A 26679-nucleotide genomic window follows, 5' to 3' on the forward strand; every position below is an offset into this window, starting at 1 on the left:
GATGGCGGCACATAAATTGTCGCCATTTCTTTTTAGTTTCTAAATTTAAAGAAGCTGTTATTATCCTTTAAAAGGTGTTTAAGCAGCTATTAAGTAAATATTTAGGTAGGTACTATCGTTGCTTCCGGGTTGGCTTTGGGCTCAAGTTTGCTCTTTTTAAACCGGAGGTAATACATCAATCCTAATATAAGAATAGCTCCAAATGTATAAACAGAAAGATCTTCTAAAACCATAAAATTCCGGCGGCCAACCAAATCATAATTATTCCCTCCTAATAACACACAACCTGCTGCCAACATTACTTTGGCGAAGGTTCTTAATCTGGCTACCTGAGACAAGAGGAATACCACACAGGGTACAGCAAAGAGAAAAGCGTTCATGCTGGTTACTGCAAATAAAGGAATCAAGCAAATTAAGATGGCTCCTTCGGCCACAATTGGTTGTTTGGCGGAATTCCCCTTTTTTATAAAAAACAAGAAGCTAATACCAATAAGAGCCAACATGGTTAGTTGGTATACCTTAGCAGCAATAGCATTATCAACCAGGTATTGTAAAGGCGTGTACCGGGCAACTACCGAAAAAATAGTATGGTTGCCGGGCTCCAGTAAGCTTTGTTTAGCTTTTAACTCTACCGCTAATTCCTGGAACCAATTTATATAAAGATGTTTAAAGGCGGTTAAACCCGGGTAAAAAAGCAACGGCACCAGGCTAAGAACTCCTACAAAAATTAAGGTATAAAAAAGGGCTTTGGCTTTCTTTCTTAAAAAGAAATAAGGCAGAAATATCAATCCAAAAGGCTTTATAAATAAGCTGGTGGCTAAAAGAAACCCTGCGGTTTTATATTTTTTAAATACCAAGTTCTGCAACATGAAAACATATAAGGCCAGCAACAATAGGTTTACCTGCCCCAAATGAAGTTCCCGGTGTAAATGCGTAACGGCCGTTAAGAACGTTAAAAGCAATACTGTATTTTGCTTCTGCTCTATCGGCAGCTCCTGCTCTCCCCTTCCCGAAAGTTTATAAAAGGTATAAAGGGTTAATGCAAAAATGATAATTAACAAAAACCAGAATACCACATTGGCTACCGAATAAGGCAATAAAGAAAGCGGAATAAAATAAAATGCACTGGTCGGGGAATATTTAAAAACAAAATGGCCATCTTCCTTTAGCCGGTAAAGTTCCTGGCCGTGTAAAAAGCGGTTAGCTGTTTTATAATAAACCTCAAAATCGTGCATATAAAACCTGCCGTTTATGACTTCACCAGTAAAAAGGAACAGGCTGGTAATAAGGATCAGGAATAACCAGAGATTCTGCTTCGTAAAGAGGTAGGGCATAAAAATTAGGAATAAAAAAAGCATTAAACTTTTTAATGCTTTATATTATAAATATTACCGATTTAGGTATTTAAGTACTCCACAAATATAGCTAAACAAGCCTCAATTTAACTTATAATTATTACCTTCTAGGGTTAAACGGAACTACCTGGTAGCCTATTAATAAATCGGTGCGGGTCCCGGGTGGACGGTAATAAACTAAAATATCATACATATTTTCGGTATTACTGAAACTGCCCTCAAAATAAGTTTCGTCCGGGGCTGTTGCTCCCTGTTGCACTGCGTAACTATAATTATAATAACCTTGTTTTAAATACACCCGGCCCACATAAGACTGAGAAGTAGCATCGTATTGCATTTTAAATGCATCGTTTAGTTTCCAGCCTGTTAATTCACCAAAAATGTAAACATTACCGGGAGCAGGCTGCGGCGCTGCTAATTGAAAAGTTACCCAGTTATAGTCGGAACTAAGAGGATTATTAAAATCGCGGCTGCCAAACACCCGCCGACCATTTATATCAATCTGCTGACTAAACGGGTCTTTAGCCCTACTCTTTTCAGGTATTAACCTGATTTCTTCGGGTACCACTTCTCGGTTAGCTGCGGCTACATTGGCCCCTAAAGCCCGCCGGGTCCGGTTATCGAAAAAACGATATTCGTTAAGTCCCAAGAAAGTATGTTGCAATTCAAAAAAGTTGTATTCTAACCGTCTTTCTGTTTCCCGTACGTACAGCGGTTTAATATTCTGTTTGGCATTGTCCCACCTAAAATTTTGCCGTAAAACCACTTTAACTTCCTGAGCCGGATTTACTAACTGGTACTGCGGATAAAAAATATTAAAATCTACCTGCTGATTAGTAAACCGGGCATTGCCTCCGGTAGTTAAATTAGGGGTTGCCCCAACCGTTACACTTTGTTCGTAAATCAAAATTCTCCGGGATAATACATTACGCCCATTCTGATCTGCGACTACCAATAAATAATTACCGCTTAATTTTACTGGCGGCACTCTAAAGCGGTAGTGAAAATAAGGAACTTTGGTATTATAAGAAGGCGAAATATCGGTAATATAAAATTCATTTAAATCAGGCATGTACTGGCTTTGAGTCAACCTCGATTCCTTCCAATCTGCATCACAGTAAATCAGCTTTGCCACAAAGCGTTGCTGCTGCGCATTTACCTGATCAAATTCCAGTACGATAGGCTGATCCTGACTTAAAGAAATTACCGGCGGATTTAAAACCTCCTCCGGATGGCCACTCTGGACATAACATTGAACCGATTGAATATTAGGACTATAAACATAATCCTCGAAACGTAGAGGAACCTCGGCATAGGAAGCCCCTCCACCACCTTCTACCCCGGCTTGCTGCGTTACCGGAACACATCCCTGCAACAGCATTAAAATTATAAAGACATAAATTATTTTATAACAAGGCTGTTGCATCGGATTTTCTGGATTTAGTTTGATTTTAATTTTACTTCTAAAGCATCAATAGATTCCATTACGGATTCCCATTGGGAATTTTTTTGATCCAGTACTTGCTTCCTGGCTTCGAATTTGGAAGTTATTTCCTGTAGCGTATTTAAATCACTATATACTTTCGGGTCAGCCAATTGTTCTTCGTAACCCGCTAGTTCCGTTTCCAGGCTTTCTATTTCCTGCTCCAGTTGTTTTAGCTGCTGATTCAGGCGCTTTAAATCATTTTGGAGGTTATTGCTATCGTTGAAAACAGGTTTTGGTTTTTCAGACGTAATAGTTTTAGCTTCCTGCTTATCATTTTTTACACCGAGTTTACGGGCTTCCTTATCACGTTGCTCCTGCCAGTATTCGTACTCATGGTAAGTGCCCGGGTATTCTTTTAACTGATAATCCTCAATATACCAGATTTTATTGGCCACATTCTCTACAAAGTACCGGTCGTGGGAAATAACCATAAAGGTACCTTCGTATTGCTCCAGGGCCTGAATCAGGATGTTAACTGATTGCATATCCAGGTGGTTGGTAGGCTCATCAAGTAACAAAAAGTTAGCCTCTGATATTAAGGTTTTAGCTAAGGCAACCCGCGATTTCTCGCCACCTGATAACACCTTTATTTTTTTAAATACCGCATCACCTGTAAACAGGAAAGAACCTAAAATGGTCCTAAGTTCCATTTCGTTACGGTTACTACCTGCCTCGCTAAGCTCCTGTAAAATTTCGTTTTCCACGTTCAGGGATTCCAACTGGTGCTGAGCATAAAAAGCCATAATAACGTTATGGCCCATTTGCCGTTTGCCTTCAATTGGTTCGGTTCCGGCTATAATCCGCATTAAGGTAGATTTACCTTTACCGTTGGCCCCAATTAAGGCGATTTTATCGCCCCTTTCAATATTAACGTGGGTATTTTTAAGAATTACTTTTTCGCCGTAGCTCTTACTTATATTTTCCAGCCGTAGCAAATGCCGGCCCGGCTCTACTTTAAACTGAAATTTAAAATTTACTTTAGGGGCATCAGCCGCCACATCCTCAATCCGTTCCATCCGATCGAGCGCTTTCATTCTGGATTGAGCCTGCTTTGCTTTAGTTGCTTTAGCTTTAAACCGCTCAATAAACCGCTCTGTCTGCCGTATTTGTGCCTGCTGGTTTTCGAAAGCTCCTTTTTGGATTTCGTTCCGAAGTGCTTTTTCCTCTACATAAAAGCTGTAGTTCCCGGCATATACATTTAATTTTTGCTGGGATACTTCCACCGTCATGTTGGTTGTTTTATCTAAAAACTCCCGGTCATGTGATACAATTATTACGGATCCCTCATAGCCTTCCAAATAAGTTTCCAGCCATTTAATGGACGGTAAATCCAAGTGGTTGGTAGGCTCATCCAATAATAATAAAGAAGGTTTCTGCAATAATATTTTAGCCAACATAACGCGCATGCGCCATCCACCCGAAAAAGTTTTAAGCGGACGTTGCAAATCATCTGTAGAAAAGCCTAAACCTTCTAAAATTTCTTCGGCTTTGCTTTGAATATTATAACCATCCAGAGCTTCAAACTGATCCTGTAATTTAGCCAGTTTATCTACCAATTCATCCCGGTAATCAGTTTCGAATTCAAGTAGTACTTCATCAATCTTTTTTTGCAAATCCAGGGCTTCCTGAAAAGCCTGCATGGCCACCGATAAAATACTTTCATGAGTATCATAAGAAAGTAAATCCTGGTTAAGGAAACCCAAAGTCGTTTCCCGGCTCATTTGAATACTACCGGCATCGGGTTTATACTCCCCTACCAGTACGCGTAACAAAGTAGATTTACCGGTACCATTTAAACCAATTAAACCTATTTTATCTTTGGGTTTTATGTGCAGGTTGGCATCTTCGTAAAGGGTACGACTACCAAAATGAAAATCGAGGTTATTAATAGAAATCATGAATTCGCAGAAATAAAATGCAAAGCTAACAATTTGAAACGAAACAAGAAGGTGCTTTAGTTCGCTATTTCATTAGCCAATACATCCTTTTGCGTAATTCGGAAGAGCCTAATCTAAAGCTGTGTTCTGCTTTTCTGCTAAAAAAGCTTTCTTAAAAGGAAATTTGTTATTTATAAGGCAGGTTTGGCCGCGTATTTTTTTATTTTCCGGAAAAGCTCCTCCGGGTTAAATGGTTTACTTAAATAATCATCCATTCCAACAGCAAAGGCTCGGTCTTTAATATCCAGCATAGCTGAGGCCGTAAGGGCAATAACCGGAATATTGGCATAAGTTGTTTCTTGGTTGCTGATTACTTCAGTTGCTTCATACCCATCCATCTCAGGCATTTGCAAGTCCATTAAAACCACATCGTATTCATTTTGTTGCAGCATGCCTAAGGCGTCTTTACCATTTCCAGCCACATCAAAATTAACATCCCAGTTGTTTAAGAATTGCTGGGCAATAAATACATTAAACTGGTTATCTTCTACCAACAACAGCCTGACTCCTTTTAATGTCTTTTTCTCCTTACTAGAATTTCGGGAAGAATTAATTTCTAATTTCTTATCGGATATTTTTAGTTTTAATTCAAAAGAAAAGGTTGTTCCTGCTCCCAGTTTACTTTTTACATCAATAGCGCTTCCTTGTAGTTGCAACAGCTTTTTAGAAATAGCCAGACCTAAACCCGTTCCTCCAAATTTGCGGGTTATATCCGGACTTGCTTGCGTAAACAAATCAAAAATATAAGGTATCTTATCGTCCGAAATACCGATACCGGTATCTTTTATATTAAAACTAATAGTAGCCCAAGCATCATCATGTTGTTTTAACACCACTTCTACGGTTACGCCACCAGCTTCCGTAAATTTTACGGCGTTATTTATTAAATTTGTTAAAACCTGGCCAATCCGTACCGGATCACCAACCAAGGTTTCCGGCAAGTCTTCGTCCAGCATCAGTTTCAGCCGCAGTCCTTTCTCATCAGCCTTTTGTAATTGCGCAGCGCGGATATTACTAATCAGGTCCCTCAAACTAAAATCTACTTCTTCAAACTCTATTTTTCCTTCCTCTATTTTAGTAAAATCCAGAATATCATTAATTAATACTAATAAATTCTCAGCCGAAAATTTTAAAACTTTCAGGCTCTCCATCTGATCCGGCTTGGGATTATTTTGCAACAACAAATTAGTTATTCCAATTACAGCATTCATTGGAGTCCTGATTTCATGACTCATGGTAGAAAGAAACTGGGATTTGGCTAATGTTCCTTGTTCTGCCTGCTCTTTGGCTTTAAATAACATTTGCTGCACTTCTTTCTGTTCTGATATATCACAAACCTGAGCAATAAAATAAAGGCTGTCTCCTTTCAGGTTCCGGATACAGGAAACGCTTAAAAGTGTCCAGATTAGCTTGCCGCTTTTACTGATGTACCGCTTTTCGTGTTGGTAGGAATCTATTTCCCGGTTTTTTATTCGCTGGAGTAGCTCCAGATCCTTCTGTAAATCTTCTGGATAGGTAATCTCCTGGAAAGTTAAGTTTAATAATTCTGCTTCCTGATAATCTAATATTTTACACAAAGACCTATTTACCCGCAGCCATTTACCAGAATTACTTAATAAGGCCATGCCAATGGGGGCATAATCAAACACATTCTTAAACCGCTCTTCACTAAAACTTAATTCCTGTAAATGATTAATTCGGTCCGAAATATCCTGAAAAGCTCCGTATGCCCGAAAAGGTACTCCATTCTTAAATTCAACCTCAGCAATTTGCCGGATCCATTTCAGATTTCCTTTTGCAGTAGTTATTGGAACTTCTATATCAAAAGGTTCGCCAGTTAAAAATAAGTTAAACCAATATTTATGAGAATATTCCGTTATTTCTGCAACTGTAAAACTACTCACCAGCTCAAAGGTAAGCGGAGTTCCCGGTTCCAGGTCATGAATGGCATAGGCTTCATCAGACCAAAAAAGGTCCTCAAAGCCCTTATTCACTTCACAATACCAGCCTCCTACTTTTGCTAATTTGTTTGTAGCTTTTGCTAAAATAGCATTCTTATCTAATTGATCCTGCGATAGTACCCGCTCAGTTTCATCGTAAAATATTCCATTCCAGATAGTACTGCCATCTGGCTGCCGCTGAGGTTTTGATTTAGCTTTTAAAAATTTTTTATTACCCGTTGGTATAGTAATCCATTTTTCAAAAAACCAGGGTGTCAAAGTTTCAGCTGAGTCATAAATACTTTGCATAAACCCGGCCTGGTCTTCACTTTGTAAAATATTTAATACAACCTGAGGATCTGCCATCAGCTGTTCCGCAGTAAGACCATATAATTCAAATGAGCCTTTACTAACGTAGGGCAATTCATAGGCTCCATCCGGATATAATTTAAATTGGAAAAAAGAAACCGGGAAAACAGCTTCTAAATCACCAATCAGGGCCTTGGAATCTAAAATCATAGCAGGTATATTAACATCATCTGTTAAGTTTAAAGGTAGGCAGTAAAAAAAACGAAAACAAACAAATTGTATTTTTCTTTTAATACTATATTTATTGAGGCTATTTAATATAATTTTTTTAATATAAAATTAAGTATAAAATATAACCCTCCCATAAATTTGTTTTGTTGCTAAACTTATGCCTATTTATGCGTAGAAGAGAAATCTTTAAATACATGCAAAGAGCTATAAAAGAAATTTCATGCTAGCATTAACCTCTACTTTAGATTCAAAACATGATGATATTGTAAATAAAATTATTTTTGATTTTGAAAATGAATTTGGACTCAAGCAAATACAAGCCACTCCCTTTCCGCACATAACTTACCTTACCACCGAAGCTTTCAATCTTAATTTATTAAAAAGTTATTTAGAACGATTTTGTTTTTGTTCAAAACCTTTCCATGTATATACCACTGGTATTGGTGTTTTCCCTGGTGAGCACCCGGTAATTTATATTCCGGTTTTACGAACCCAACCTCTAAATAAATTTCATGCCCAACTCTTCAAGGATATTTCTAAGCTAAGCATAGAAGTGGGCCAATTTTCTCAACCGAAATTATGGCTTCCTCATATTTCTCTGGCCTTACACGATACCTCTTTAGACATGATGACCCCTATGTTCAAGTATTTATCTAGATATAATTTTGATTGGGATATAAAAATTGATAATTTAAATATCTTGAAAAGAAGCGAGATAGCTCCTGTGTTTGAAAAAGAAGCAGAATACTTTTTACCCCAGCCTATTATAAGTTAAATAAAATTTCTGCTATTTTTTTTCCAGAATGCTTATACTTTACTAAAATTTCATTTTCTCATCCTATTATACCTGATAAGTACAATCTTTGTATGTATATTTATCTTTACTAGCTTTCCTCTAATTGCCTAATTATTTATAGCACCTTTTATCCCATAAAGGTAAAAATGTCCTTCCTCAAACTTTACTTAAGACATTAAATAGATTATTGTTTTTGCTATTTAAATAAAAATAGCCGTCTTTATTTGAACAAAGAAGATATTTAGACTTCAAAACTCCCTCCTTTAATAATCCAAATTTAATCCTACTTTAATTTAATACCTACTAAAAAAAATTATATTTATTTTAACCCTTGAGGATATCTCTCCGTATTTTCAGGTAGTCCAGTAAAAAATACTTAGACATATTTTGTAAAAATCACCTCACAAATAATTTGTCTTTGTTTCAAAATTTAACTGTTCCATGCTCTAAACTATATAATTATGAAGAACTCACAGGAAAATCCGGCTTTTGATGGCGTAAACGAAAACAGCAAAAACCACCAGTTAGAATCATTTCGGGAAGAGCCTCAGGATCAATACATGACCACCGATCAGGGAGTTCGGGTAAATCATACAGATGATTCTTTAAAAGCAGGTTCTCGCGGACCTACAATCATGGAAGATTTCCACTTCCGCGAAAGAATGACGCATTTAGACCATGAATCGATTCCGGAGCGGGTGGTACATGCCCGCGGTTCTGGTGCTCATGGTTATTTTCAGCCTTACGAGTCTTTTGCAAAATATACAAAGGCAAAATTTTTGTCTAACCCGGCGGTAAAAACGCCTGTTTTTGTTCGCTTTTCTACCGTAGTTGGATCCAGAGGATCAGCGGATACAGTAAGGGATGTTCGGGGCTTTGCCACCAAATTTTATACGGAAGATGGAAATTATGACCTGGTAGGCAATAATATTCCGGTCTTTTTTATTCAGGATTCCATTAAATTTCCGGACCTGGTACACGCCATAAAACCACAACCAGATAACGAAATGCCACAAGCATCGGCCGCGCACGATACCTTCTGGGATTTTGCTTCCCTTATGCCCGAAACCATGCATATGCTCCTATGGGTTTTATCAGACAGGGCCCTGCCCCGAAGTTTTCGCATGATGGAAGGTTTTGGCGTCCATACTTTTAGGTTTATTAATGAAGAAGGAAAGGCGCATTTTGTAAAATTCCACTGGCGGCCAACATTAGGCGCCCATTCTTTAGTTTTTGATGAAGCCCAAAAACTAGCCGGAAAGGACCCAGACTATCTCCGTCGGGATTTGTACGAAGCCATTGACATGGGCGATTACCCGGAATTTGAATTATGCGTGCAGTTAGTACCGGAGGAGGATGAGTTTAAATTTGATTTTGACTTATTAGACGCTACCAAATTAATTCCGGAAGAGTTAGTGCCACTTAAACCCATCGGGAAAATGGTATTAAACAGAAATCCGGATAACTTTTTTGCCGAAACCGAACAGGTAGCATTTCATCCGGGCAATGTAGTACCTGGTATTGATGTAACTAATGATCCGTTATTACAGGGCCGTTTGTTTTCTTATGTGGATACCCAATTAAACCGGTTCAATAGCTCCAACTTTACGGAATTGCCTATCAACCGGCCAGTAGCCCCCGTTCATAACCACAACGGGGCAGGTTTTATGCGACAAACCATTAACAAGGGCAAAGTAAATTATTTTCCAAATTCCCTCGGTAATGGTTATCCTAAAATGGCACCGGAAAAAGAAGGAGGTTATGTTCATTATGCCGAAAAAGTAGAAGGTCATAAAATACGGGCCCGAAGTGAAAGCTTTAAAGACCACTACACCCAGGCAACTTTGTTCTGGAACTCTTTAACCGAAGTAGAAAAGAAACATATTGTACAGGCAGCCCATTTTGAACTTGGTAAAGTAGAAACCAAAGCCATTCGGGAACGCATGTTGGGTCATTTTAATATTATTTCTCCGGAGTTGGCTCAACGGGTAGCCGAAGGAATTGGCGTGGATGTACCTAAGCATGTTGAACAGGAATCTACCGGAAATTTTGTAGCTGATGAAGCAGCTAAGAAGATAAAAAGTGGGAAATCCGTCCATACGGCTGCTTCGGTAAGTATGGAAAAAAACAAAAAAGATGCAGTAAAAACGCGGAAAGTAGCCATCCTGCTGGAAGATGGTTTTAATTACCAGGAAGTAATGCACGTCAAAAAAGCATTAAAAGAAGCCGGTGCTCAAAGTAAAATTGTATCTAAGCTATTGGGAAAGCGCAAAGCTGCTACCGGTGAAGAAATTGAAACAGATAAAAGCCACATAACTACCGGATCTATTATGTTTGATGCTCTTTATATTCCGGGAGGCGCCCAGAGTATAGCAGCCTTGCAAAAAGAAGGAGATGCACTGCACTTTGTTCTAGAAGCCTTTAAACATTGTAAACCAATTGGAGCTACCAGTGAAGGAATAACCTTTTTGAAAGCAACGTCAATACCTGATTTAAACTTAGCCAGTGAAACCTCCGAGAAAATAGTTTCAGCAAAAGGAATAGTAACGGCCTCGCCTTTGGCTGGCCTGGAAGAATTTATGCAGGAATTCCTAACGGCTATAGGTAAACATCGCCATTGGGACCGGGAAGAAAAAGTAATGATACCGGCTTAAAAATCATATTTTTAAATCCAGGTCTACTAAAACAAAAAAAGAGGGTAATTAAAATTACCCTCTTTTTATTTATAAGTTCTTAACAAATTACATATCCAGCACTATCGCAAAAATAAGCGGTGCCACAATGGTCGCATCCGACTCAATAATATATTTAGGTGTATCCTTGCCTAATTTACCCCAGGTAATTTTTTCATTTGGCACAGCCCCTGAATAAGAACCATAGCTGGTAGTCGAATCAGAAATCTGAGCAAAGTAACCCCATAAAGGTACACCGGTACGTTGTAAATCTTGGTGCAGCATTGGTACAACGCAAATAGGAAAATCACCGGCAATACCACCACCAACTTGGAAGAAACCAATAGTAGATTCTTCTTTTGCCGTTTGCGTATACCAATCAGCCAGGTACATCATGTACTGAATTCCGGTTTTCATGGTATGTACATTTTCAATGTCGCCGCTAATGACGTGACCCGCATAAATATTACCTAAAGTTGAATCTTCCCAACCTGGTACAATAATCGGTAGGTTTCTTTTAGCGGCTTCCAGCATCCAGCTATTTTTCGGGTCGATCTGGTAATATTGTTCCAGTTCACCAGATAATAAAATCTGGTAGAAGAACTCGTGTGGAAAATAAGATTCACCAGCTTGGTCGGCTTTCATCCAAAATTTCAGAACGGTATCTTCAATCCGCCGCATAGCTTCCATTTCTGGAATACACGTATCAGTTACCCGGTTCATGTGGCGGTTCAGCAGGTCTTCTTCGTCCTGAGCTGTCAAATCGCGATAATTAGGAATACGCTCATAAAAATCGTGCGCAACCAAGTTAAAAATATCTTCTTCCAGGTTAGCTCCGGTACAGCTTATCGCATGGATTTTGTCCTGACGGATCATCTCGGCTAAAGTAATACCGAGCTCAGCCGTAGACATAGCTCCGGCTAATGTAACCAACATCTTATTGCCATCGGCTAAATGCTTTTTATAGCCTTCTGCAGCATCAATTAAAGCAGCTGCATTAAAATGACGAAAATTATGTTTTAAAAATTGGGTTACCTGCATTTTATCTTTTTAGTTTTTAGCTTTATTTATCTGTATTGCTTGTAAATAATACTCTATTAAAAAACTTAAAAACTTCCTTAATGATTCAAGTTTTAAGGAAATTTTTAAAGTGGCTTTTCAATAATTAAATTGTGGTTGGTGAACACACAAATATCAGCGGCAATGTTTAATCCCTCGCGCACAATTTCTTCTGCCGTTAAATGAGGTGCATGCTTTTTAAGTGCCGTAGCAGCGGCCTGGGCATACATACTCCCTGAGCCTATAGCAGCGATCCCAAAATCTGGTTCCAGCACATCACCAGTACCCGAAATAATTAATAGCTCATTTTTATCTGCTACTACCATCATCGCCTCTAATTTGCGCAGATAGCGATCGGTGCGCCAATCTTTAGCCAACTCAATAGCTGCCCGCTTCATGTTGTGGCTATACCCATTCAGTTTTTCTTCAAACTTTTCCAGTAAAGAAAAAGCATCGGCGGTAGAACCAGCAAAACCCGTAACTATTTTGCCATCCAGTAATTTTCGGATTTTTTTAACATTGCTTTTCGCTACCGTATTACCCATACTGGCTTGGCCGTCAGCACCTACTGCTACTTCTCCATTATGATAAACACCTAATACCGTAGTTGATCTAATTTTTACAGGAGCCATATCTAAATCTTATCTATTCCTTTTAAACAACTTACTGCTTACCTCTCCTCCACTTTTAGGAGAGCAAGTTTTAACTAACTCTTTCGTTAAATTTGGCGCAAAGCTATTTATAAACATTTAAAATAAGTAAATAATTTACTTTTTATTCCTGACATGTTGTTCCGAACCCTATTAATTCTTTGCTTTTCTTATTTATTGGCAGGCTGTTGCAACGATTCAGAAGTAAAGTTAGCTTCCAGTGTATTTGGTTGGAACCCTTATACAGGACCTGCCACTATACAACTAAAGAGCACAACCGGAGAAACCACCACCTTTTCTGTTCAAACCAAAAGCTATAACCAATACGGCCACGATAAGATTTGCGGGTCCTATCCCATTGAGACAATAGAAACCGTATTAACCCAACAAGACCAGGACCTACAGGTACAAATTATATTAAGCCATGCGGCATTGGTTTCAATTAAAGTTTCTGCCAATAATTCTAGTGCTAAAAACCTGGACATTAGGTTTAATGCTATCTCAGAGAAATATGTAACTGAAGATTGGCAGGATAAATTTTATGAAGAAATTAGTTTAAACGGGGTAAGCTATAAACAGGTGTTGTGGGCGCATGGAACTGCCTATGTTGGCGATCAGGCATTTACTGACCTTTATTACGGAAAGGATATTGGTTTAATTGCCTTTCGGACTGTTGCGAGTAAATGGTTTTACCTTAAATAGAAATACTACCCGGTAATAATAAAAAAGAAAAAGCCTTCCATTTCTGAAAGGCTTTTTCTTGTATAGGTAAACCCGCTTAAACTAAAATTCTAACCGGATTTTCTAATAAACTCTTGAAAGTTTGTAAGAACGCTGATCCTACTGCCCCATCCACTACGCGGTGGTCGCAGGATAAAGTTACTTTCATAATATTGCCAATCTGGATTTGGCCATTCTTAACTACCGGCGTTTGTTTAATACCACCAACAGCCATAATACAAGCATCCGGCGGATTAATAATTGCGGTAAACTCATCTATACCAAACATACCTAAGTTAGAAATAGTAAAAGTACTACCTTCCCACTCAGATGGTTGTAATTTCTTAGATTTAGCTTTGCCACCTAACTCTTTTACTTCACCAGAAATCTGAGATAAAGTTTTCAAATCAGCATTGCGCACAACCGGTACTAATAATCCTTCTTCTACAGCTACGGCAACTCCAATATTAACGACGTTGTTATAGCGGATTTTATCGCCTAACCACGAAGAGTTAACAGCCGGGTGCTTTTTCAAAGCAGCGGCCGCCGCTTTAATAACTAAATCATTAAATGAAATTTTAACCGGGCTTACTTCATTAATGCTGGCACGCGCTTCCATTGCTTTATCCATGTCTATTTCCATGGTTAAAAAGAAGTGCGGTGCTGTAAATAAGCTTTCAGATAAACGACGAGCGATAACCTTACGCATTTGCGATACCGGAACTTCTGTATAAGGTTCGCCGGAAAGCATTGGTTGCGGAGCCGCAGCGGCCGGTGCAGGTGCAGCAGCAGGTTGCGCACTTGGCACAAATGATTCCACATCTTTTACAACTATACGACCATTGTCGCCGGAACCTTTTACCTGAGAAAGATCAATACCTTTGTCCTGCGCTAATTTTTTAGCTAACGGAGAAGCTAATATACGGCCTCCGGTATTTGCTGATGCCGCCGGCGCACTTTGTGCCCCAGCAGGAACAGTTGTATTTTGAGCTGCCGAAGGAGCTGCTTGTGCCTGAATCTGGGTATCTGTTTTAGCGTTTTCAACCCTTGAATCTGCAACTTCTGCTTCCTGACGGGAAGCAGGAGCATCACCTCCACCTTGTAATAACTGTTGATAATCCGCTCCTTCTTCACCAACAATAGCCAGAATGCCATCTACCGGAATGGAGCTACCGGCTTCTACACCAATGTACAATAAAGTACCATCTTCGTAGTTTTCCAGCTCCATAGTAGCCTTATCGGTTTCTACTTCAGCCAGAATATCTCCAGACTTGATTTTGTCACCTACTTTTTTCAGCCAGGAAGCAATCGTTCCTTCTGTCATGGTATCGCTCATTTTAGGCATCCGGATGACAGTAGCATTTACATTTGCGGCTTTGGCGGGAGCTTTTGCTGGTGCTTCTGCCGCCATGGATTGGGAGGCAGCAGGTTGCGCTTCTGTTTTCGGATCAGAAGCAGGGGTACTAGCACCACCTTCAATCTGACTTAATAAACCAGAAATATCTTCTCCTTCTTTTCCAAGTATAGCAATTACCGCATCTACCGGAACAGAATCTTTTTCTTTAGGGCCAATATATAGCAGCGTACCATCTTCATACGACTCCAGCTCCATAGTAGCTTTGTCGGTTTCTACTTCTGCTAAAATATCACCTGATTTAACGGTATCACCTACCTTTTTCAACCAAGAAGCAATAACACCTTCGGTCATAGTGTCACTCATCTTGGGCATTTTTATGATTTCAGCCATAAATCGTTTGTTTGAGGCCTCAAAAATAGATTTAAAATATTCAAATATCAAATAGGTTTTTGCAATAAATCCGTAGAAAAATTAGTTGGAATATATTTTATTCTAAAACTTGTCTGTTTAACCTCCAAGATCATAGTTAAATAAAAACCAAAGCTACGCTTATCTGAGTTTTGCTCTTTCGTATTGTACTGGCCATTTAATTTCTTTATGTACTTCTGCCGCAGCATGTAACGGAAAGTAAGGATTTCTTAAAAACTCCCGAGCTATTATTACCACATCGGCCTGGCCGGTCCGGATTATATGATCGGCCTGGGAAGCGGAATTGATTAAACCTACGGCACCGGTTAAAATATTGCTTTCCAGCCGGACTGCCTGGGCAAAAGGAGTTTGATACCCCGGCCCTACGCTGATTTGCTGTTTTGTAGAATTTCCCCCGGAAGAACAATCTATTAAATCGACTCCTGCTGCTTTAAGTTCTTTGCCCAAGACCACTGAGTCCTGAATGGTCCAGGATTCCTCCTCCGGCACCCAATCGCTTGCAGAAATGCGAACAAATAAAGGTAAGTTCTCCGGCCACACCTCTTTAACAGCGGCCACAATTTCAAATAATAGCCGAATACGGTTCTCGAAAGTTCCTCCGTATTGATCGGTTCGTTTGTTAGAAAGCGGTGATAAAAACTCATGCAGCAAATAGCCATGAGCTGCATGTATCTCTGCTACTTTAAAACCAGCCGCTACGGCCCGGCTGGTAGCGGCTTTAAAATCTGCAATCACTTTTTGAATGCCTTCCAAATCTAATTCTATTGGTGCTGGCGTATTTTCTTCAAACGGAATAGGACTAGGTGCTACAAAGTTTTCCCAACCCCCTTCTTCCGGAGACAGATGTTTGTTACCTGTCCAGGGTTGACTTTTGGTAGCCTTTCGGCCAGCATGGGCTAACTGAATACCAGCTACTGAGCCTTGCTGATGAATAAAATCAGTAATTCTCTTCAGGAAAGGAATATGTTCATCTTTCCAGATACCTAAATCAAAAGGAGTAATCCGGCCTTCCGGTGAAACGGCTGTAGCTTCCGAAATAATTAAGCCTGCCCCGCCTACTGCCCTACTTCCTAAATGCACCAAATGCCAATCGTTGGCAAATCCATCGGTACTGGAGTATTGGCACATAGGCGAAACCACCAGCCTATTTTTTAATTCAACATCCTTTAATTTTAAGGGACTAAATAAATGATTCATGGCAAGTAAGCTTTTAGTTGAGTACTTTTAGTTTGTTTCCGGACAGAAGGTTACTTTATGGTAGCCAAATAAAAGCAAAGGGATTAAAAAAAGAAAGCCTTCTAAAAAGAAGGCTTTCAAAACTATTGTTAGTATAGGGTTAAACTAATTCTCCTTCCAGATGTTTGATATCCATGTCTTTATGCAGTGAGAACATGGAACCAGTATGGTGCAACACATATAAACACAAATTGTGGTGGCCAAAGAAATCCATAGCTTTTAGCGGATAATTAAGCATCACACATAAGAAAATACGCATAGCTCTGCCGTGCATACAAATTAAAACCGTTTCTTCTTCCGGCCGTGACAATAAAACCTCCAGGAACCGGCGTTGCCGGGCTGCCACGTCTTCGGGAGTTTCACCTCCTTCTACGCTTATATCGCATTTCCCTTCTTTCCACTTGTCTAAAACATCAAAATAATATTTGTCATTTTCTGGTGAAACGAAAGTACCTTCCCGGTTTCCCCAGCAAATTTCGTTTAGCTCCGGATACCGTTCGTGCGGAATACCTTTGTCTATAAAACCTTGAACTGACTGGATACTTCGCTGCAAAACAGAAGTATAAACTTTATCGAAAGGAACATCTTTGTAGGCTTCAAAAAAACGCTGGGCTTGCCACCTACCAGTTTCATTTAACGAAGAATCGACCCCACTACCCTGAATAATACCTTGTAAATTATAATCGGTTTGCCCGTGACGGAGCAGGTAAATTTTTTTGGTACTCAAAATTGCTCTACTTTTGTTTATAATACGAAGATACAAATAAGTTACTTGTTGTGAGCTATACGTATCAAAAGTTTTTAAGGATTAGCTCAAGTTTTTAAAATTTGGCTATTAAAACAAATATTTTACTAAAATATTTAAAAACCATGCTTCATAAAGAAGTTTCCTTGGAAAGTTTAAATCTCTTTTGCAAAAATACTTTAGTGGAGGTTTTGGGAATAGAGTTTACCGAGATAGGCCCCAATTACTTAACCGGTAAAATGCCCGTTGATAACCGGACCCAGCAGCCCATGGGAATTTTACATGGTGGAGCTTCCTTAGCCTTTGCTGAAACATTAGGCAGTGCCGCTGCCATTTTACAGGTAGATCCTGAGAAACAAACCTGTGTAGGCTTAGAAATAAATGCGAATCATATAAAAAGTGCCCGGTCGGGTTATGTATATGGGAAAGCCAGTCCGATTTACATTGGCCGTAAAACGCACGTTTGGGAAATAAAAATAACCAACGACGAAGGAGAATTAATTTGTATCAGCCGCCACACCGTAGCCGTACTAGACAAACTCAATAAGGCTGATTAAATAACGTTTTTAATTTAAACCAAATAGGCGCTTACTATTTATTCACTGCTAATTAAGTGATTTTAGAAGGAAATTATAATACCATTATAAAAGCTTTATTTGCTACCGCTATCAGGTTTAATTTACCCGTAGCCTTATGGCGCTTACCTAAAAGTCAGGAGATAAAACTTTGTGTTTCTATACAACCGGTACAAAGTTTAGAAAGTGTTCCGCATCTGGAAAGTGGTTTATCAGGATTTGCTTTTTATCCATTTCAGGTAAACCTTAATAATCCGGCAGCTTTTATTAAAGCAGATATTACTTATAGCAGTTTATCGTCTAAGCTTAAATTTAATTTTAAACTAAACGAGAATTCTGAATACGTTTCATTAGTAAAGCGCCTGCAAGAATATTACCTAAAGATTAAGGAAGAGGCACTGGCCACTCAATGGCATATAAATAAACACCCCCTGCCGGCCTCTACCAGTAAAGAAATATACCTGCAGGCTGTTCAAAAGGCTATTTCGGCTATTGAGGAAGGTATTTTTGAAAAAGTAGTTTTATCCAGAACCCGCAGCGAAAATTTAACATCAGATTTTGATATAATTACAGCATTTTGTCAGTTACAAAAATCATATCCTGATGCTTTTATTTCTTTGGTTTCGGTACCCGAAATAGGCACCTGGCTCGGGGCTTCGCCGGAAATTTTGGTTTCAGTAGATAAGAACAAAATTTTTAAAACAGTAGCTTTAGCCGGTACGCAACCGCTTTCGCCAGCATCCAGCCCTGCTAATGCCATGTGGCGGCAAAAAGAAATTGAAGAACAGGCGCTTGTTTCGCGTTACATCATAAATAACTTTAAAAAAATCAGGCTCCGGGGTTATCAGGAAGTAGGCCCCCGAACTGTGGTGGCGGGTAATTTAATGCACCTGCGCTCGGATTTTACTGTCGATATAAAGCAGGTACCCTACCCTACTTTGGGTACGCAAATGCTAGGGCTACTTCACCCAACTTCTGCGGTTTGTGGCATGCCCAAAGAACCCGCCACTGATTTTATTATAACGAATGAAGGCTACGACCGTGCTTTTTACAGCGGCTTTTTAGGTCCGATTCAGATAGACGGTGAATCTCATATTTTTGTGAACCTGCGGTGCATGCAGCTTTTTGAGCAGGCGGCTTTATTATATGCCGGCGCGGGCATTACCGCCGAATCTGAACCCGAAAAAGAGTGGATCGAAACCGAACTTAAAATGGATACGGCTTACCAGGCTTTCCGTAAAACGTCAAATGAATAATTTACAACCTGTTCATAATATTGCCCAGATTTGTGCTCAAAAAGGAGTTACCAATGTAGTACTATCACCAGGCTCCCGCTGCGCTCCGCTAACCATAGCTTTTGCCCGGCACCCTAAAACCAAGGTGCGGACGGTTCCGGACGAAAGGGCCGCAGCTTTTATTGGGTTGGGCTTAGCCCAGGTGAGCCAAAAAGCTTCTGTTTTAGTGTGTACCTCCGGTACAGCCGCTTATAATTACGCCCCAGCCATCGCCGAAGCTTTTTTCCAGCAGGTTCCTTTATTGGTGATTACCGCCGACCGTCCTCCGGAATGGGTTGATCAGCTGGATGGCCAAACCATCCGGCAACAAAATATTTATGGAAAGCACATTAAACGTAGCTTTGATTTTCCCGTTGATTTAGGCCATCCGGATGCGCAGTGGTTTGCCACCCGCATGATTTCGGAAGCTATAAACGAGGCACACACCTACCCAGCCGGTCCGGTACATATCAACGTTCCTTTACGCGAACCTTTTTACCCGGCTCCAGGTCAGGAAATTGTCTTCGATGAAAATATTAAAATTATAGAAGATTTACCTAATTCTTTCCCGTTGGACGGCTCCTTGATACCGCAACTGGAAAAAGAATTAACTACCGCTAAAAGAATTGTAGTAGTAGCCGGTCAACAGCCTTACAATGAAGAATTACTTACAGCGTTAGACGCCTTTAAACATAAGTACCCGGTAACTATTATTGGCGATTTAATTACAAACACCCATACCCTACCAGGCTTGATCAGGCACCAGGATGTTTTTCTTTCACCGAAAGATGAAAATTTAGCAAAACGCTTAACACCTGATTTACTCATTACTTTTGGCTTATCTATACTATCCAAAAATCTGAAGTTATTTCTGCGGCATAACAAACCGAAAGCTCATTGGCATATACAGCCGGCCGGAGATGTCGCCGATACCTTTCAGGCTCTTACCAGAATTATTCGGGTTAAGCCTTTACAATTTTTTAAAGAACTTGCCCATTCTACTACACAGGTTGATACGCATACTTCATACCAGCAGGATTGGCAAAACCTGGAAGATCAAGCTAATAACTACTTAACCCAGTTTTTAAAAACCGGAGAAAGCTTTAATGAATTTAAAGCTTTCAAAGCGGTATTTAATTATTTACCCGATAATACCCTTTTGCACCTAGCCAATAGTATGGCCGTGCGCTATGGCAATATCATCAGTTTGCCGGCCACCAGGAATATAGAAATTTTTGCTAACCGGGGTACGAGTGGCATCGATGGCAGCACCAGTACCGCAATAGGCACTGCTCTTCAAACCGAAAATTTAGTAACGCTAGTAACCGGAGATATGGCTTTCTTTTACGACCGGAATGCTTTGTGGCATAATTACCTCCCTTCCCACTTTCGGATTATTATTTTTAATAACCACGGGGGTGGAATTTTCCGGATGATTGAAGGGCCCAGAAACCAACCAGAATTAGAGGAATATTTTGAAACTTACCAACCCTTAGATGCGGCCAATACAGCCAACGATTTCAAGCTAAAATATTTTAAGGCCACTAATTACATGGAGTTAAAAGAAATTTTACCTGAATTCTACAAATCAGAAACCGGGGCCGCCATTCTGGAAATATTTACTAACAGCAAAGAAAATGCTGAATTCTTTCAACAATTCAGGTTGCAGAAAAATATAACCTTATCTGAAAGTTAATGAGGTAAAAGTGGCCCAACTTTTTTAGTGAATCGTATAATAGAAAACATCTATACATTCACTAAAATATTAAGCCTATGTTACTTACCCAAAAAATTGATCGTTGGGCGATTACCCATCACCCTGCCTGGCTCGATGTTGTTCGCATGGCTCTCGGCGTGTTCCTGTTTATTAAAGGAATCGTTTTTATCAGTGATATTTCTGAGCTCCAGCGATTGCTCATAAATATCGATATAAACTGGGCTTCTTTCTGGTTTGCCCATTATATCGCCTTTGCCCATTTAGTGGGAGGTATTTTAATAGCGCTTGGGCTCCTAACCCGTCCGGCTATTCTTTTTCAATTGCCTATCTTAATTGGGGCAGTTTTATTAATACGTCCCGGCATGGATTATAACTCCATTAACACCGAATGGTGGGTTTCTGCTTTAACCTTAACCCTGCTTATCGTCTTCTACATCTTTGATTCAGGTCCGTGGTCCGTCGACAATTACATGCGCAACCATCCTGAAGATTAAAGCTTTTAATCTAACTACCATGTTATTAAACAAAAGAATTGAACAATGGACTACCTCGCACCCCATAGCCTGGCTTGATTTTTTACGCATTAGCGTAGGCGTTTTCTTATTTTTTAAAGGTTTTATTTTTTTAAATGATTTATACTCTTTACAAACAACCCTTTCCCAGATTAACGTAGACTGGGGATCTTATTGGCATGCTTTAGGCATTGCCTTTGTGCATTTTACCGGTGGTATCATGATTGCCTTAGGCTTCTTTACCCGACCGGCCATTTTGCTACAAATTCCAGTGCTGATAGGCGCCGTAATATTCTTACTCCTTGGTTTTGGTTACAGCGTTAGCAATCCCATAATTTCGGGAGGTGTTTTATTTATTTGGGCTGATTTAGATAATAGTTTGTTTAACCCACAATGGTGGATTGCTTTACTTACCCTGATGGCCTTGCTGACTTGCTGGTATGTCGGTTCAGGTACATGGACAGTAGATAATTATCTTCGGAACCATGCCGATGATTGATTTTCTCCATGTAAACCTCTTAACGAATAACTTTAGAAAGGCACGGGAAATATTCCGTGTCTTTTCTTTTTAAGCCTATAAATCATAATTTTTATTTTCCCGTAGGATGCTCTACCTTCGGGCCGTTTTTTATCCGGATATATTTAAGAAGTAAAATACTATGCAAAGTAATTTTCCTTGGGAAACGCTAAAAGAATACAAAGAAATTCTTTATCAATATTACAATGGCATTGCTAAAATAAGCATTAACCGCCCGCATAAGCACAATGCTTTTACGCCCCTGACCGTACAGGAAATGAGCGAAGCCATGGAGCTGGCCAGACAGAACGAAAAGGTAGGTGTTATAATATTAACTGGCGAAGGCGGAAAGGCATTTTGTAGTGGCGGCGACCAAAGCGTTCGTGGGCATGGTGGCTATATTGGTGAAGACACAGTACCACGGTTAAATGTGCTTGATCTGCAAATGCAAATCCGTCGCATTCCCAAACCAGTTATTGCAATGGTAGCTGGTTGGGCAATTGGTGGCGGCCATGTTTTACACGTTATTTGCGATTTAAGTATTGCCGCAGAAAATGCCCGTTTTGGCCAAACTGGTCCTAAGGTTGGTTCTTTCGACGGTGGTTTTGGAGCTTCGTATCTGGCCCGGATTGTTGGCCAGAAAAAGGCTCGGGAAATCTGGTTCCTATGCGACCAGTATGATGCCCAGGAAGCTTTACAAATGGGATTGGTGAACAAAGTAGTGCCATTGGAAAAACTGGAAGAAACAACCGTTGAGTGGTGCGAGAAAATTTTAGAAAAAAGCCCATTAGCCTTGCGGATGTTAAAATCAGCGTTTAATGCCGAATTAGACGGTCAGGCTGGTATTCAGGAATTGGCTGGTAATGCTACCTTACTTTACTACTTATCTGACGAAGCCAAAGAAGGTAAAAACGCATTCTTAGAAAAACGCAAACCAGATTTTTCCAAGTATCCGAAATTCCCATAAGGATATTAACAAATTTATAATTAACAATAAATATAACTTAGTTAGGAAGGTATCGAACCCATTTCTATACCTTTCTTCCTGGGTATAAAAGATAATAAATAATATAAACCCAAAAACAGTAACTAGTCTATATTTTCTGTTCCTGAACAATTAAATCATCATGCCCGATTCGCTGCTACTAAACGGAAAAACCTTTTATTACGACGAAATTTCGGCTTATTCGTTTCGGAACAGCATTGATATAAATGGCTATGAGGCCAAGGTCTTAGAGTTTAGTCGAAACTGGCTCAATGGGCAACAGGAGTTTCTTATCCATACTTCAGGATCTACCGGAGAACCCAAAAATATAATTCTTACCCGTTCCCAAATAGAAGCCAGCGCCCGCCGCACCATTCAGGTCTTGGGCCTACAGGCAAACGATCGGGTTTTGGTTTGTTTAAATGTAGAAGCAGTTGCGGGCATGATGATGCTGGTACGCGCATTTATGGCTGATTTACATTTAACCATTATTGAGCCTATTGGTAATCCGCTGGCCTTTTCCAAAACTGAGCAACCTTTTGATTTTATTTCGCTGGTACCCTATCAGCTTCAAACTATCATTTTCGAAACACCTGCAAAAAAATTAATCCTGAATTTTGCCAAAGCCATTTTAATTGGCGGGGCACCTGTTTCTTCAGATTTGGAAGCCCAAATCCAGAATATTAAAGCCCCGGTTTACCATACCTACGGGATGACTGAAACAGCTTCTCACATTGCTTTAAAACGGTTGAACGGGAAAACGCCTGACAACTATTACCAGGCATTCCCCGACATAGAACTAGCCCAGGATGAACGTGGTTGTTTAACTATCAACGGTGATATTACTCAACACCAAACCATTATTACCAATGATTTGGTAAACCTGCTCCCCAATAATTGTTTTGAATGGTTGGGCCGGGCAGATAATACCATTAATACTGGAGGTTATAAAGTTCAGCTGGAAAAGGTTGAGGTACTTTTGGCGCAGGCCCTACTAATGCTTAATACGGGTTGCCGGTCCTTTGTCACTGCATTGCCCGACGAAAAATTAGGCAAACGGTTAATTGCTGTTTTGGAAAGCGAAAAATTTGATACTATTTTAGAGCAAAATCTTCGGCAGGAACTGGCAAAAGTCTTAACAAAATACGAACTACCAAAGGCATTCTACTTCACCACCACATTTGAAGCCACGCCCTCCGGCAAGATTGATAAAATAAAAACGTTAGAGAAATTGGCAAAGCATTAGTTGTTTATTGCCAGCATTGATCCATAACTTTCATCTTTCATGAATAAGAAACCTAAATTCTTATCTGCGCTAGCTCTTGCTACGCTGTTAATGAGTGGCTGTGCCAAACAAGTAAGTACCACTTCAACTGCCAACACAGCCGTACCTACCATTCCTGCTACACCAGCTGTACCGGAAACACCTATCGACACCTTTAAATATGTAGTAGATCAGTTTGCTGATTTGCGCATTCTGCGGTACCAGGTTCCAGGTTTTGAAGAACTAACGCCAAAACAAAAGGAACTACTTTATTACCTTTACGAGGCGGGGCTTTCTGGTCGTGATATTATCTATGACCAGAATTTTAAGCATAATCTGCGTGTTCGTCGGACATTAGATGGCATTATTAGTAACTATACCGGCGACCGCAACAGCCAAGACTTCCAAAAGTTTTTGACCTATGCCAAACGGGTTTATTTTTCTAATGGGATCCACCACCATTATGGCAACAATAAATTTTTACCTGAATTTAGCCAGGCTTATTTTGCGCAGCTGGTAAAGAACTCGCCTAATGCCAAGTTCCCGCTACAAAAAAGCGAAACCCTGGATAAAATGATCTCGGCCCTGACGCCTATTATTTTTGATCCTAAAATTGTGGCCAAGCGGGTAAATTTAGCAGCCGGACAAGATCTTCTGAAAACTTCTGCCATGAATTATTACGAAGGCGTTACTCAGAAAGAAGCCGAACAGTATTATGCTAACAAAATAAAAAAAAATGATCCCCAACCTATTTCTTATGGCCTAAATTCCAAGCTGGTAAAAGAGAATGGTAAAATTGTAGAAAAAGTTTGGAAAGTGGGTGGCATGTATTCGCCGGCCATAACCAAAATTGTGTATTGGTTAGAAAAGGCTTCTGAAGTGGCCGAAAATGAAAAGCAAAAACTAGCTCTTGATAAGCTAATTCAATACTACAAAACCGGTGATCTGAAAATTTTTGATGAATACAGCATTGCCTGGGTAAATGATACAGAATCCCGGATTGATGTTGTGAATGGTTTTATTGAAGTTTATGGTGATCCACTGGGCTACCGGGCTGCTTATGAGTCGGTAGTTTCTATAAAGGATCTGGAAGCTACTAAACGCATAAAAGCTATTGGAGATAAAGCCCAATGGTTTGAAGACAACGCTCCCATAAAAGACGAACACAAAAAGAAGAATGTAACCGGAATTTCGGCTAAGGTTATTACTGCCGTGGTAGAAGCCGGAGATGCGGCTCCTTCTACCCCTATTGGTATTAACCTGCCAAACGCTAACTGGATCCGAAAAGAACATGGTTCTAAATCAGTAAACTTAGGCAATATTGTTAAAGCTTATAACGAAGCTGCTTCCAAAGGTTCTGCTTTAACTGAGTTTGCGTTCTCAGAAGAAGAAGTCGCCCGGGCCCGTAAATATGGAGCTTTAGCTGGCGATCTACATACCGATATGCACGAGGTTATTGGCCATGCTTCCGGCCAGATAAACCCGGGTGTAGGTACGCCAAAACAAACGTTGAAGAATTATGCCTCGGCAATTGAAGAAGGCCGGGCAGATTTGGTAGCCTTATATTATCTGTTAGACCCAAGAATGGTGGAAATGGGAATTATTCCGTCGCTGGAAGTAGGTAAAGCAGAATACGAAAGTTATATCCGCAACGGATTAATGACCCAATTATCCCGGATTGCGCCGGGCGAGAATATAGAAGAAGCCCACATGCGTAACCGCCAGATGGTAGCAAAATGGGCTTATGAAAAAGGTAAAGCAGATAACGTAATTGAGAAGGTTTCCCGTGATGGTAAAACATTTTTTAAAATCAATAATTACGAAAAACTGCGGGATTTATTTGGGCAGTTACTGCGCGAAACGCAGCGGGTAACTTCAGAAGGTGATTTTGAAGGTGCAAAAAACCTGATCGAAAATTACGGGGTTAAAGTAGATCCTGAATTACACCAGGAAGTTTTAGCACGTTACGCTAAACTAGATTCTGCTCCTTATTCTGGTTTCATTCAACCTAAACTTACTCCGGTTATGCAGGATGGTAAAATTATTGATGTAAAAGTATCGTACCCGGTAAACTTTGTAAATCAAATGCTGGAGTATGGTAAAAATTACAACTTCTTACCGGACTATAACTAAATTAATCCAGACTAAATTTGCAAAACAGTCACCCTTCAACGGGTGACTGTTTTGTTTTACTGCTCCCCTGATTTAAGTTTGGTATAAGGCAAGCAGTATCTGGAAAACGTTATTAATCGTTAATAAAGAATAAATTAAAAACTAAAGTATCTATTTTAAACCTTTACCTAAGTAGTTAAACTGCTGCCTCCTATAAATAACCACATCCAAACGGGCAATTTATTAAAAACCTCTTCCGGAATTTGCGTAAGTTATTTTGAGCTTTTCCATTATGCAGGTAGAACACGAACAACTAACAGATGTAATTTTTAAATTACAAAGCGATAAAATCATCGATTATAATTACGATGGGAAAACTTTACGCTTAGTAGTAGAGTCTGTTATGGCCTCCAATTTTATTCAAGGCACTGATGTTTTAAATTTAGTTTTAACAAATTGCACAGAGGTCTTTTACCTCAGTTATACCCAATCGCTGGAAAACCGGGAAATACAAGATGTTCCGGACCAGATATTTAGTAAAGGGTTAGCCGTTCAGGGAGTTGAATGCCGGGAAATTACCCATTTTATAATTTATTGTAACTCTTATTTAAATACGGTAGAGGCTGGCGAATTACACGTAACAGCAACTGGCTTTCAGCTATACGACCAAGAATTTGGACGGATAAACCTAAATACTTTTAATCGGATAGCAAATAAACTAGACCGTTACTAACCTTTTACCATTTAAATTACAATCCTTTTTTTAATCTTTATCACGTAGTATAACCCTGAACATTTTAA

At 39.7% G+C, this 26679-nt stretch carries 21 protein-coding genes; 12 read left to right on the forward strand and 9 right to left on the reverse strand.

Annotated features, from left to right (window positions below; translation table 11 throughout):
• Positions 1-101: 101 nt before the first annotated feature.
• The 4 genes from ADHAQ_RS0121965 to ADHAQ_RS27455 all read right to left on the reverse strand — a co-directional run bounded on the left by ADHAQ_RS0121965 (position 102) and on the right by ADHAQ_RS27455 (position 7237).
• Positions 102-1334 (reverse strand): glycosyltransferase family 87 protein, encoded by a 1233-nt coding sequence (locus tag ADHAQ_RS0121965; protein WP_169728029.1) that lies wholly within the window; start codon positions 1332-1334, stop codon positions 102-104.
• A 121-nt stretch (positions 1335-1455) separates the two neighbouring features.
• A complete protein-coding gene (locus tag ADHAQ_RS0121970; protein WP_051360097.1) occupies positions 1456-2781 on the reverse strand; it encodes a type IX secretion system plug protein in 1326 nt (441 codons plus the stop codon).
• A 14-nt stretch (positions 2782-2795) separates the two neighbouring features.
• Positions 2796-4739, reverse strand: coding sequence for a ribosomal protection-like ABC-F family protein (abc-f, locus tag ADHAQ_RS0121975; RefSeq protein WP_026464764.1), 1944 nt, complete (start codon positions 4737-4739; stop codon positions 2796-2798).
• 170 nt (positions 4740-4909) lie between these two features.
• Entirely contained in the window at positions 4910-7237 is a 2328-nt protein-coding gene (locus ADHAQ_RS27455) for a PAS domain S-box protein (RefSeq protein WP_051360098.1), read from the reverse strand.
• 241 nt (positions 7238-7478) lie between these two features.
• Here ADHAQ_RS27455 and ADHAQ_RS26725 point away from each other — a divergent pair, with 241 nt between their 5' ends.
• Entirely contained in the window at positions 7479-8033 is a 555-nt protein-coding gene (locus tag ADHAQ_RS26725; RefSeq protein WP_051360099.1) for a 2'-5' RNA ligase family protein, read from the forward strand.
• Positions 8034-8515: 482 nt separating this feature from the next.
• Positions 8516-10708: a catalase gene (locus tag ADHAQ_RS0121990; protein ID WP_026464765.1), complete on the forward strand. Its 2193-nt coding sequence runs from the start codon at positions 8516-8518 to the stop codon at positions 10706-10708.
• An 87-nt stretch (positions 10709-10795) separates the two neighbouring features.
• Here ADHAQ_RS0121990 and ADHAQ_RS0121995 read toward each other — a convergent pair whose 3' ends face one another.
• Positions 10796-11767, reverse strand: a complete 972-nt coding sequence (locus ADHAQ_RS0121995) for a deoxyhypusine synthase family protein (protein WP_026464766.1) — start codon at positions 11765-11767, stop codon at positions 10796-10798.
• A 104-nt stretch (positions 11768-11871) separates the two neighbouring features.
• On the reverse strand, positions 11872-12417 hold the full coding sequence (gene hslV, locus ADHAQ_RS0122000; protein ID WP_026464767.1) for an ATP-dependent protease subunit HslV: 546 nt from the start codon (positions 12415-12417) through the stop codon (positions 11872-11874).
• Between the two features lie 153 nt (positions 12418-12570).
• Here hslV and ADHAQ_RS0122005 point away from each other — a divergent pair, with 153 nt between their 5' ends.
• Positions 12571-13137, forward strand: a complete 567-nt coding sequence (locus ADHAQ_RS0122005; RefSeq protein WP_026464768.1) for a hypothetical protein — start codon at positions 12571-12573, stop codon at positions 13135-13137.
• Positions 13138-13213: 76 nt separating this feature from the next.
• Here ADHAQ_RS0122005 and ADHAQ_RS0122010 read toward each other — a convergent pair whose 3' ends face one another.
• From ADHAQ_RS0122010 to ADHAQ_RS0122030, 3 genes are all read right to left on the reverse strand, one after another.
• The gene (locus ADHAQ_RS0122010; protein ID WP_026464769.1) at positions 13214-14902 is read right to left on the reverse strand and encodes a pyruvate dehydrogenase complex dihydrolipoamide acetyltransferase; all 1689 of its coding nucleotides are present in this window, start codon (positions 14900-14902) and stop codon (positions 13214-13216) included.
• 159 nt (positions 14903-15061) lie between these two features.
• Positions 15062-16138, reverse strand: coding sequence for an NADH:flavin oxidoreductase/NADH oxidase (locus tag ADHAQ_RS0122020; protein ID WP_026464770.1), 1077 nt, complete (start codon positions 16136-16138; stop codon positions 15062-15064).
• 139 nt (positions 16139-16277) lie between these two features.
• Positions 16278-16904 carry a histidine phosphatase family protein gene (locus ADHAQ_RS0122030; protein WP_026464771.1) on the reverse strand — a complete coding sequence of 209 codons (627 nt, stop codon included), beginning with the start codon at positions 16902-16904 and terminating at the stop codon, positions 16278-16280.
• Positions 16905-17047: 143 nt separating this feature from the next.
• Here ADHAQ_RS0122030 and ADHAQ_RS0122035 point away from each other — a divergent pair, with 143 nt between their 5' ends.
• The 9 genes from ADHAQ_RS0122035 (at position 17048) to ADHAQ_RS0122075 (ending at position 26611) form a co-directional block, all read left to right on the forward strand.
• A complete protein-coding gene (locus tag ADHAQ_RS0122035) occupies positions 17048-17479 on the forward strand; it encodes a PaaI family thioesterase (RefSeq protein WP_026464772.1) in 432 nt (143 codons plus the stop codon).
• A 56-nt stretch (positions 17480-17535) separates the two neighbouring features.
• Positions 17536-18753 (forward strand): chorismate-binding protein, encoded by a 1218-nt coding sequence (locus tag ADHAQ_RS26730; protein ID WP_051360100.1) that lies wholly within the window; start codon positions 17536-17538, stop codon positions 18751-18753.
• Complete coding sequence (gene menD, locus ADHAQ_RS0122045; protein ID WP_026464773.1) at positions 18746-20467, forward strand: 2-succinyl-5-enolpyruvyl-6-hydroxy-3-cyclohexene-1-carboxylic-acid synthase; 1722 nt, start codon at positions 18746-18748, stop codon at positions 20465-20467. Before ADHAQ_RS26730 ends, menD begins: the two co-directional genes overlap by 8 nt.
• Before the next feature lie 146 nt (positions 20468-20613).
• The gene (locus ADHAQ_RS0122050) at positions 20614-20982 is read left to right on the forward strand and encodes a DoxX family protein (protein WP_245590648.1); all 369 of its coding nucleotides are present in this window, start codon (positions 20614-20616) and stop codon (positions 20980-20982) included.
• A gap of 19 nt (positions 20983-21001) precedes the next feature.
• Positions 21002-21499, forward strand: coding sequence for a DoxX family protein (locus tag ADHAQ_RS26735; protein ID WP_026464775.1), 498 nt, complete (start codon positions 21002-21004; stop codon positions 21497-21499).
• Positions 21500-21659: 160 nt separating this feature from the next.
• Complete coding sequence (gene menB, locus ADHAQ_RS0122060) at positions 21660-22484, forward strand: 1,4-dihydroxy-2-naphthoyl-CoA synthase (protein ID WP_026464776.1); 825 nt, start codon at positions 21660-21662, stop codon at positions 22482-22484.
• Positions 22485-22644: 160 nt separating this feature from the next.
• The gene (locus ADHAQ_RS0122065) at positions 22645-23748 is read left to right on the forward strand and encodes an AMP-binding protein (RefSeq protein WP_034257009.1); all 1104 of its coding nucleotides are present in this window, start codon (positions 22645-22647) and stop codon (positions 23746-23748) included.
• A 39-nt stretch (positions 23749-23787) separates the two neighbouring features.
• Complete coding sequence (locus ADHAQ_RS0122070) at positions 23788-25899, forward strand: dipeptidyl-peptidase 3 family protein (protein WP_026464778.1); 2112 nt, start codon at positions 23788-23790, stop codon at positions 25897-25899.
• Between the two features lie 256 nt (positions 25900-26155).
• A complete protein-coding gene (locus ADHAQ_RS0122075) occupies positions 26156-26611 on the forward strand; it encodes a hypothetical protein (RefSeq protein WP_026464779.1) in 456 nt (151 codons plus the stop codon).
• Positions 26612-26679 lie beyond the last annotated feature (68 nt).

This window comes from Adhaeribacter aquaticus DSM 16391, assembly GCF_000473365.1.
GTDB classification, from domain to species: Bacteria; Bacteroidota; Bacteroidia; order Cytophagales; family Hymenobacteraceae; genus Adhaeribacter; species Adhaeribacter aquaticus.

Excerpts from the sequence above, each read along its gene's own strand:
- ADHAQ_RS0121965 (WP_169728029.1), bottom strand. The coding sequence starts at position 1,334 with ATGCCCTACCTCTTTACGAAGCAGAATCTCTGGTTATTCCTGATCCTT.
- ADHAQ_RS0121970 (WP_051360097.1), bottom strand. The coding sequence starts at position 2,781 with ATGCAACAGCCTTGTTATAAAATAATTTATGTCTTTATAATTTTAATG.
- abc-f (WP_026464764.1), bottom strand. The coding sequence starts at position 4,739 with ATGATTTCTATTAATAACCTCGATTTTCATTTTGGTAGTCGTACCCTT.
- ADHAQ_RS27455 (WP_051360098.1), bottom strand. The coding sequence starts at position 7,237 with ATGATTTTAGATTCCAAGGCCCTGATTGGTGATTTAGAAGCTGTTTTC.
- ADHAQ_RS26725 (WP_051360099.1), top strand. The coding sequence starts at position 7,479 with ATGCTAGCATTAACCTCTACTTTAGATTCAAAACATGATGATATTGTA.
- ADHAQ_RS0121990 (WP_026464765.1), top strand. The coding sequence starts at position 8,516 with ATGAAGAACTCACAGGAAAATCCGGCTTTTGATGGCGTAAACGAAAAC.
- ADHAQ_RS0121995 (WP_026464766.1), bottom strand. The coding sequence starts at position 11,767 with ATGCAGGTAACCCAATTTTTAAAACATAATTTTCGTCATTTTAATGCA.
- hslV (WP_026464767.1), bottom strand. The coding sequence starts at position 12,417 with ATGGCTCCTGTAAAAATTAGATCAACTACGGTATTAGGTGTTTATCAT.
- ADHAQ_RS0122005 (WP_026464768.1), top strand. The coding sequence starts at position 12,571 with ATGTTGTTCCGAACCCTATTAATTCTTTGCTTTTCTTATTTATTGGCA.
- ADHAQ_RS0122010 (WP_026464769.1), bottom strand. The coding sequence starts at position 14,902 with ATGGCTGAAATCATAAAAATGCCCAAGATGAGTGACACTATGACCGAA.
- ADHAQ_RS0122020 (WP_026464770.1), bottom strand. The coding sequence starts at position 16,138 with ATGAATCATTTATTTAGTCCCTTAAAATTAAAGGATGTTGAATTAAAA.
- ADHAQ_RS0122035 (WP_026464772.1), top strand. The coding sequence starts at position 17,048 with ATGCTTCATAAAGAAGTTTCCTTGGAAAGTTTAAATCTCTTTTGCAAA.
- menD (WP_026464773.1), top strand. The coding sequence starts at position 18,746 with ATGAATAATTTACAACCTGTTCATAATATTGCCCAGATTTGTGCTCAA.
- ADHAQ_RS0122050 (WP_245590648.1), top strand. The coding sequence starts at position 20,614 with ATGGCTCTCGGCGTGTTCCTGTTTATTAAAGGAATCGTTTTTATCAGT.
- ADHAQ_RS26735 (WP_026464775.1), top strand. The coding sequence starts at position 21,002 with ATGTTATTAAACAAAAGAATTGAACAATGGACTACCTCGCACCCCATA.
- menB (WP_026464776.1), top strand. The coding sequence starts at position 21,660 with ATGCAAAGTAATTTTCCTTGGGAAACGCTAAAAGAATACAAAGAAATT.
- ADHAQ_RS0122065 (WP_034257009.1), top strand. The coding sequence starts at position 22,645 with ATGCCCGATTCGCTGCTACTAAACGGAAAAACCTTTTATTACGACGAA.
- ADHAQ_RS0122070 (WP_026464778.1), top strand. The coding sequence starts at position 23,788 with ATGAATAAGAAACCTAAATTCTTATCTGCGCTAGCTCTTGCTACGCTG.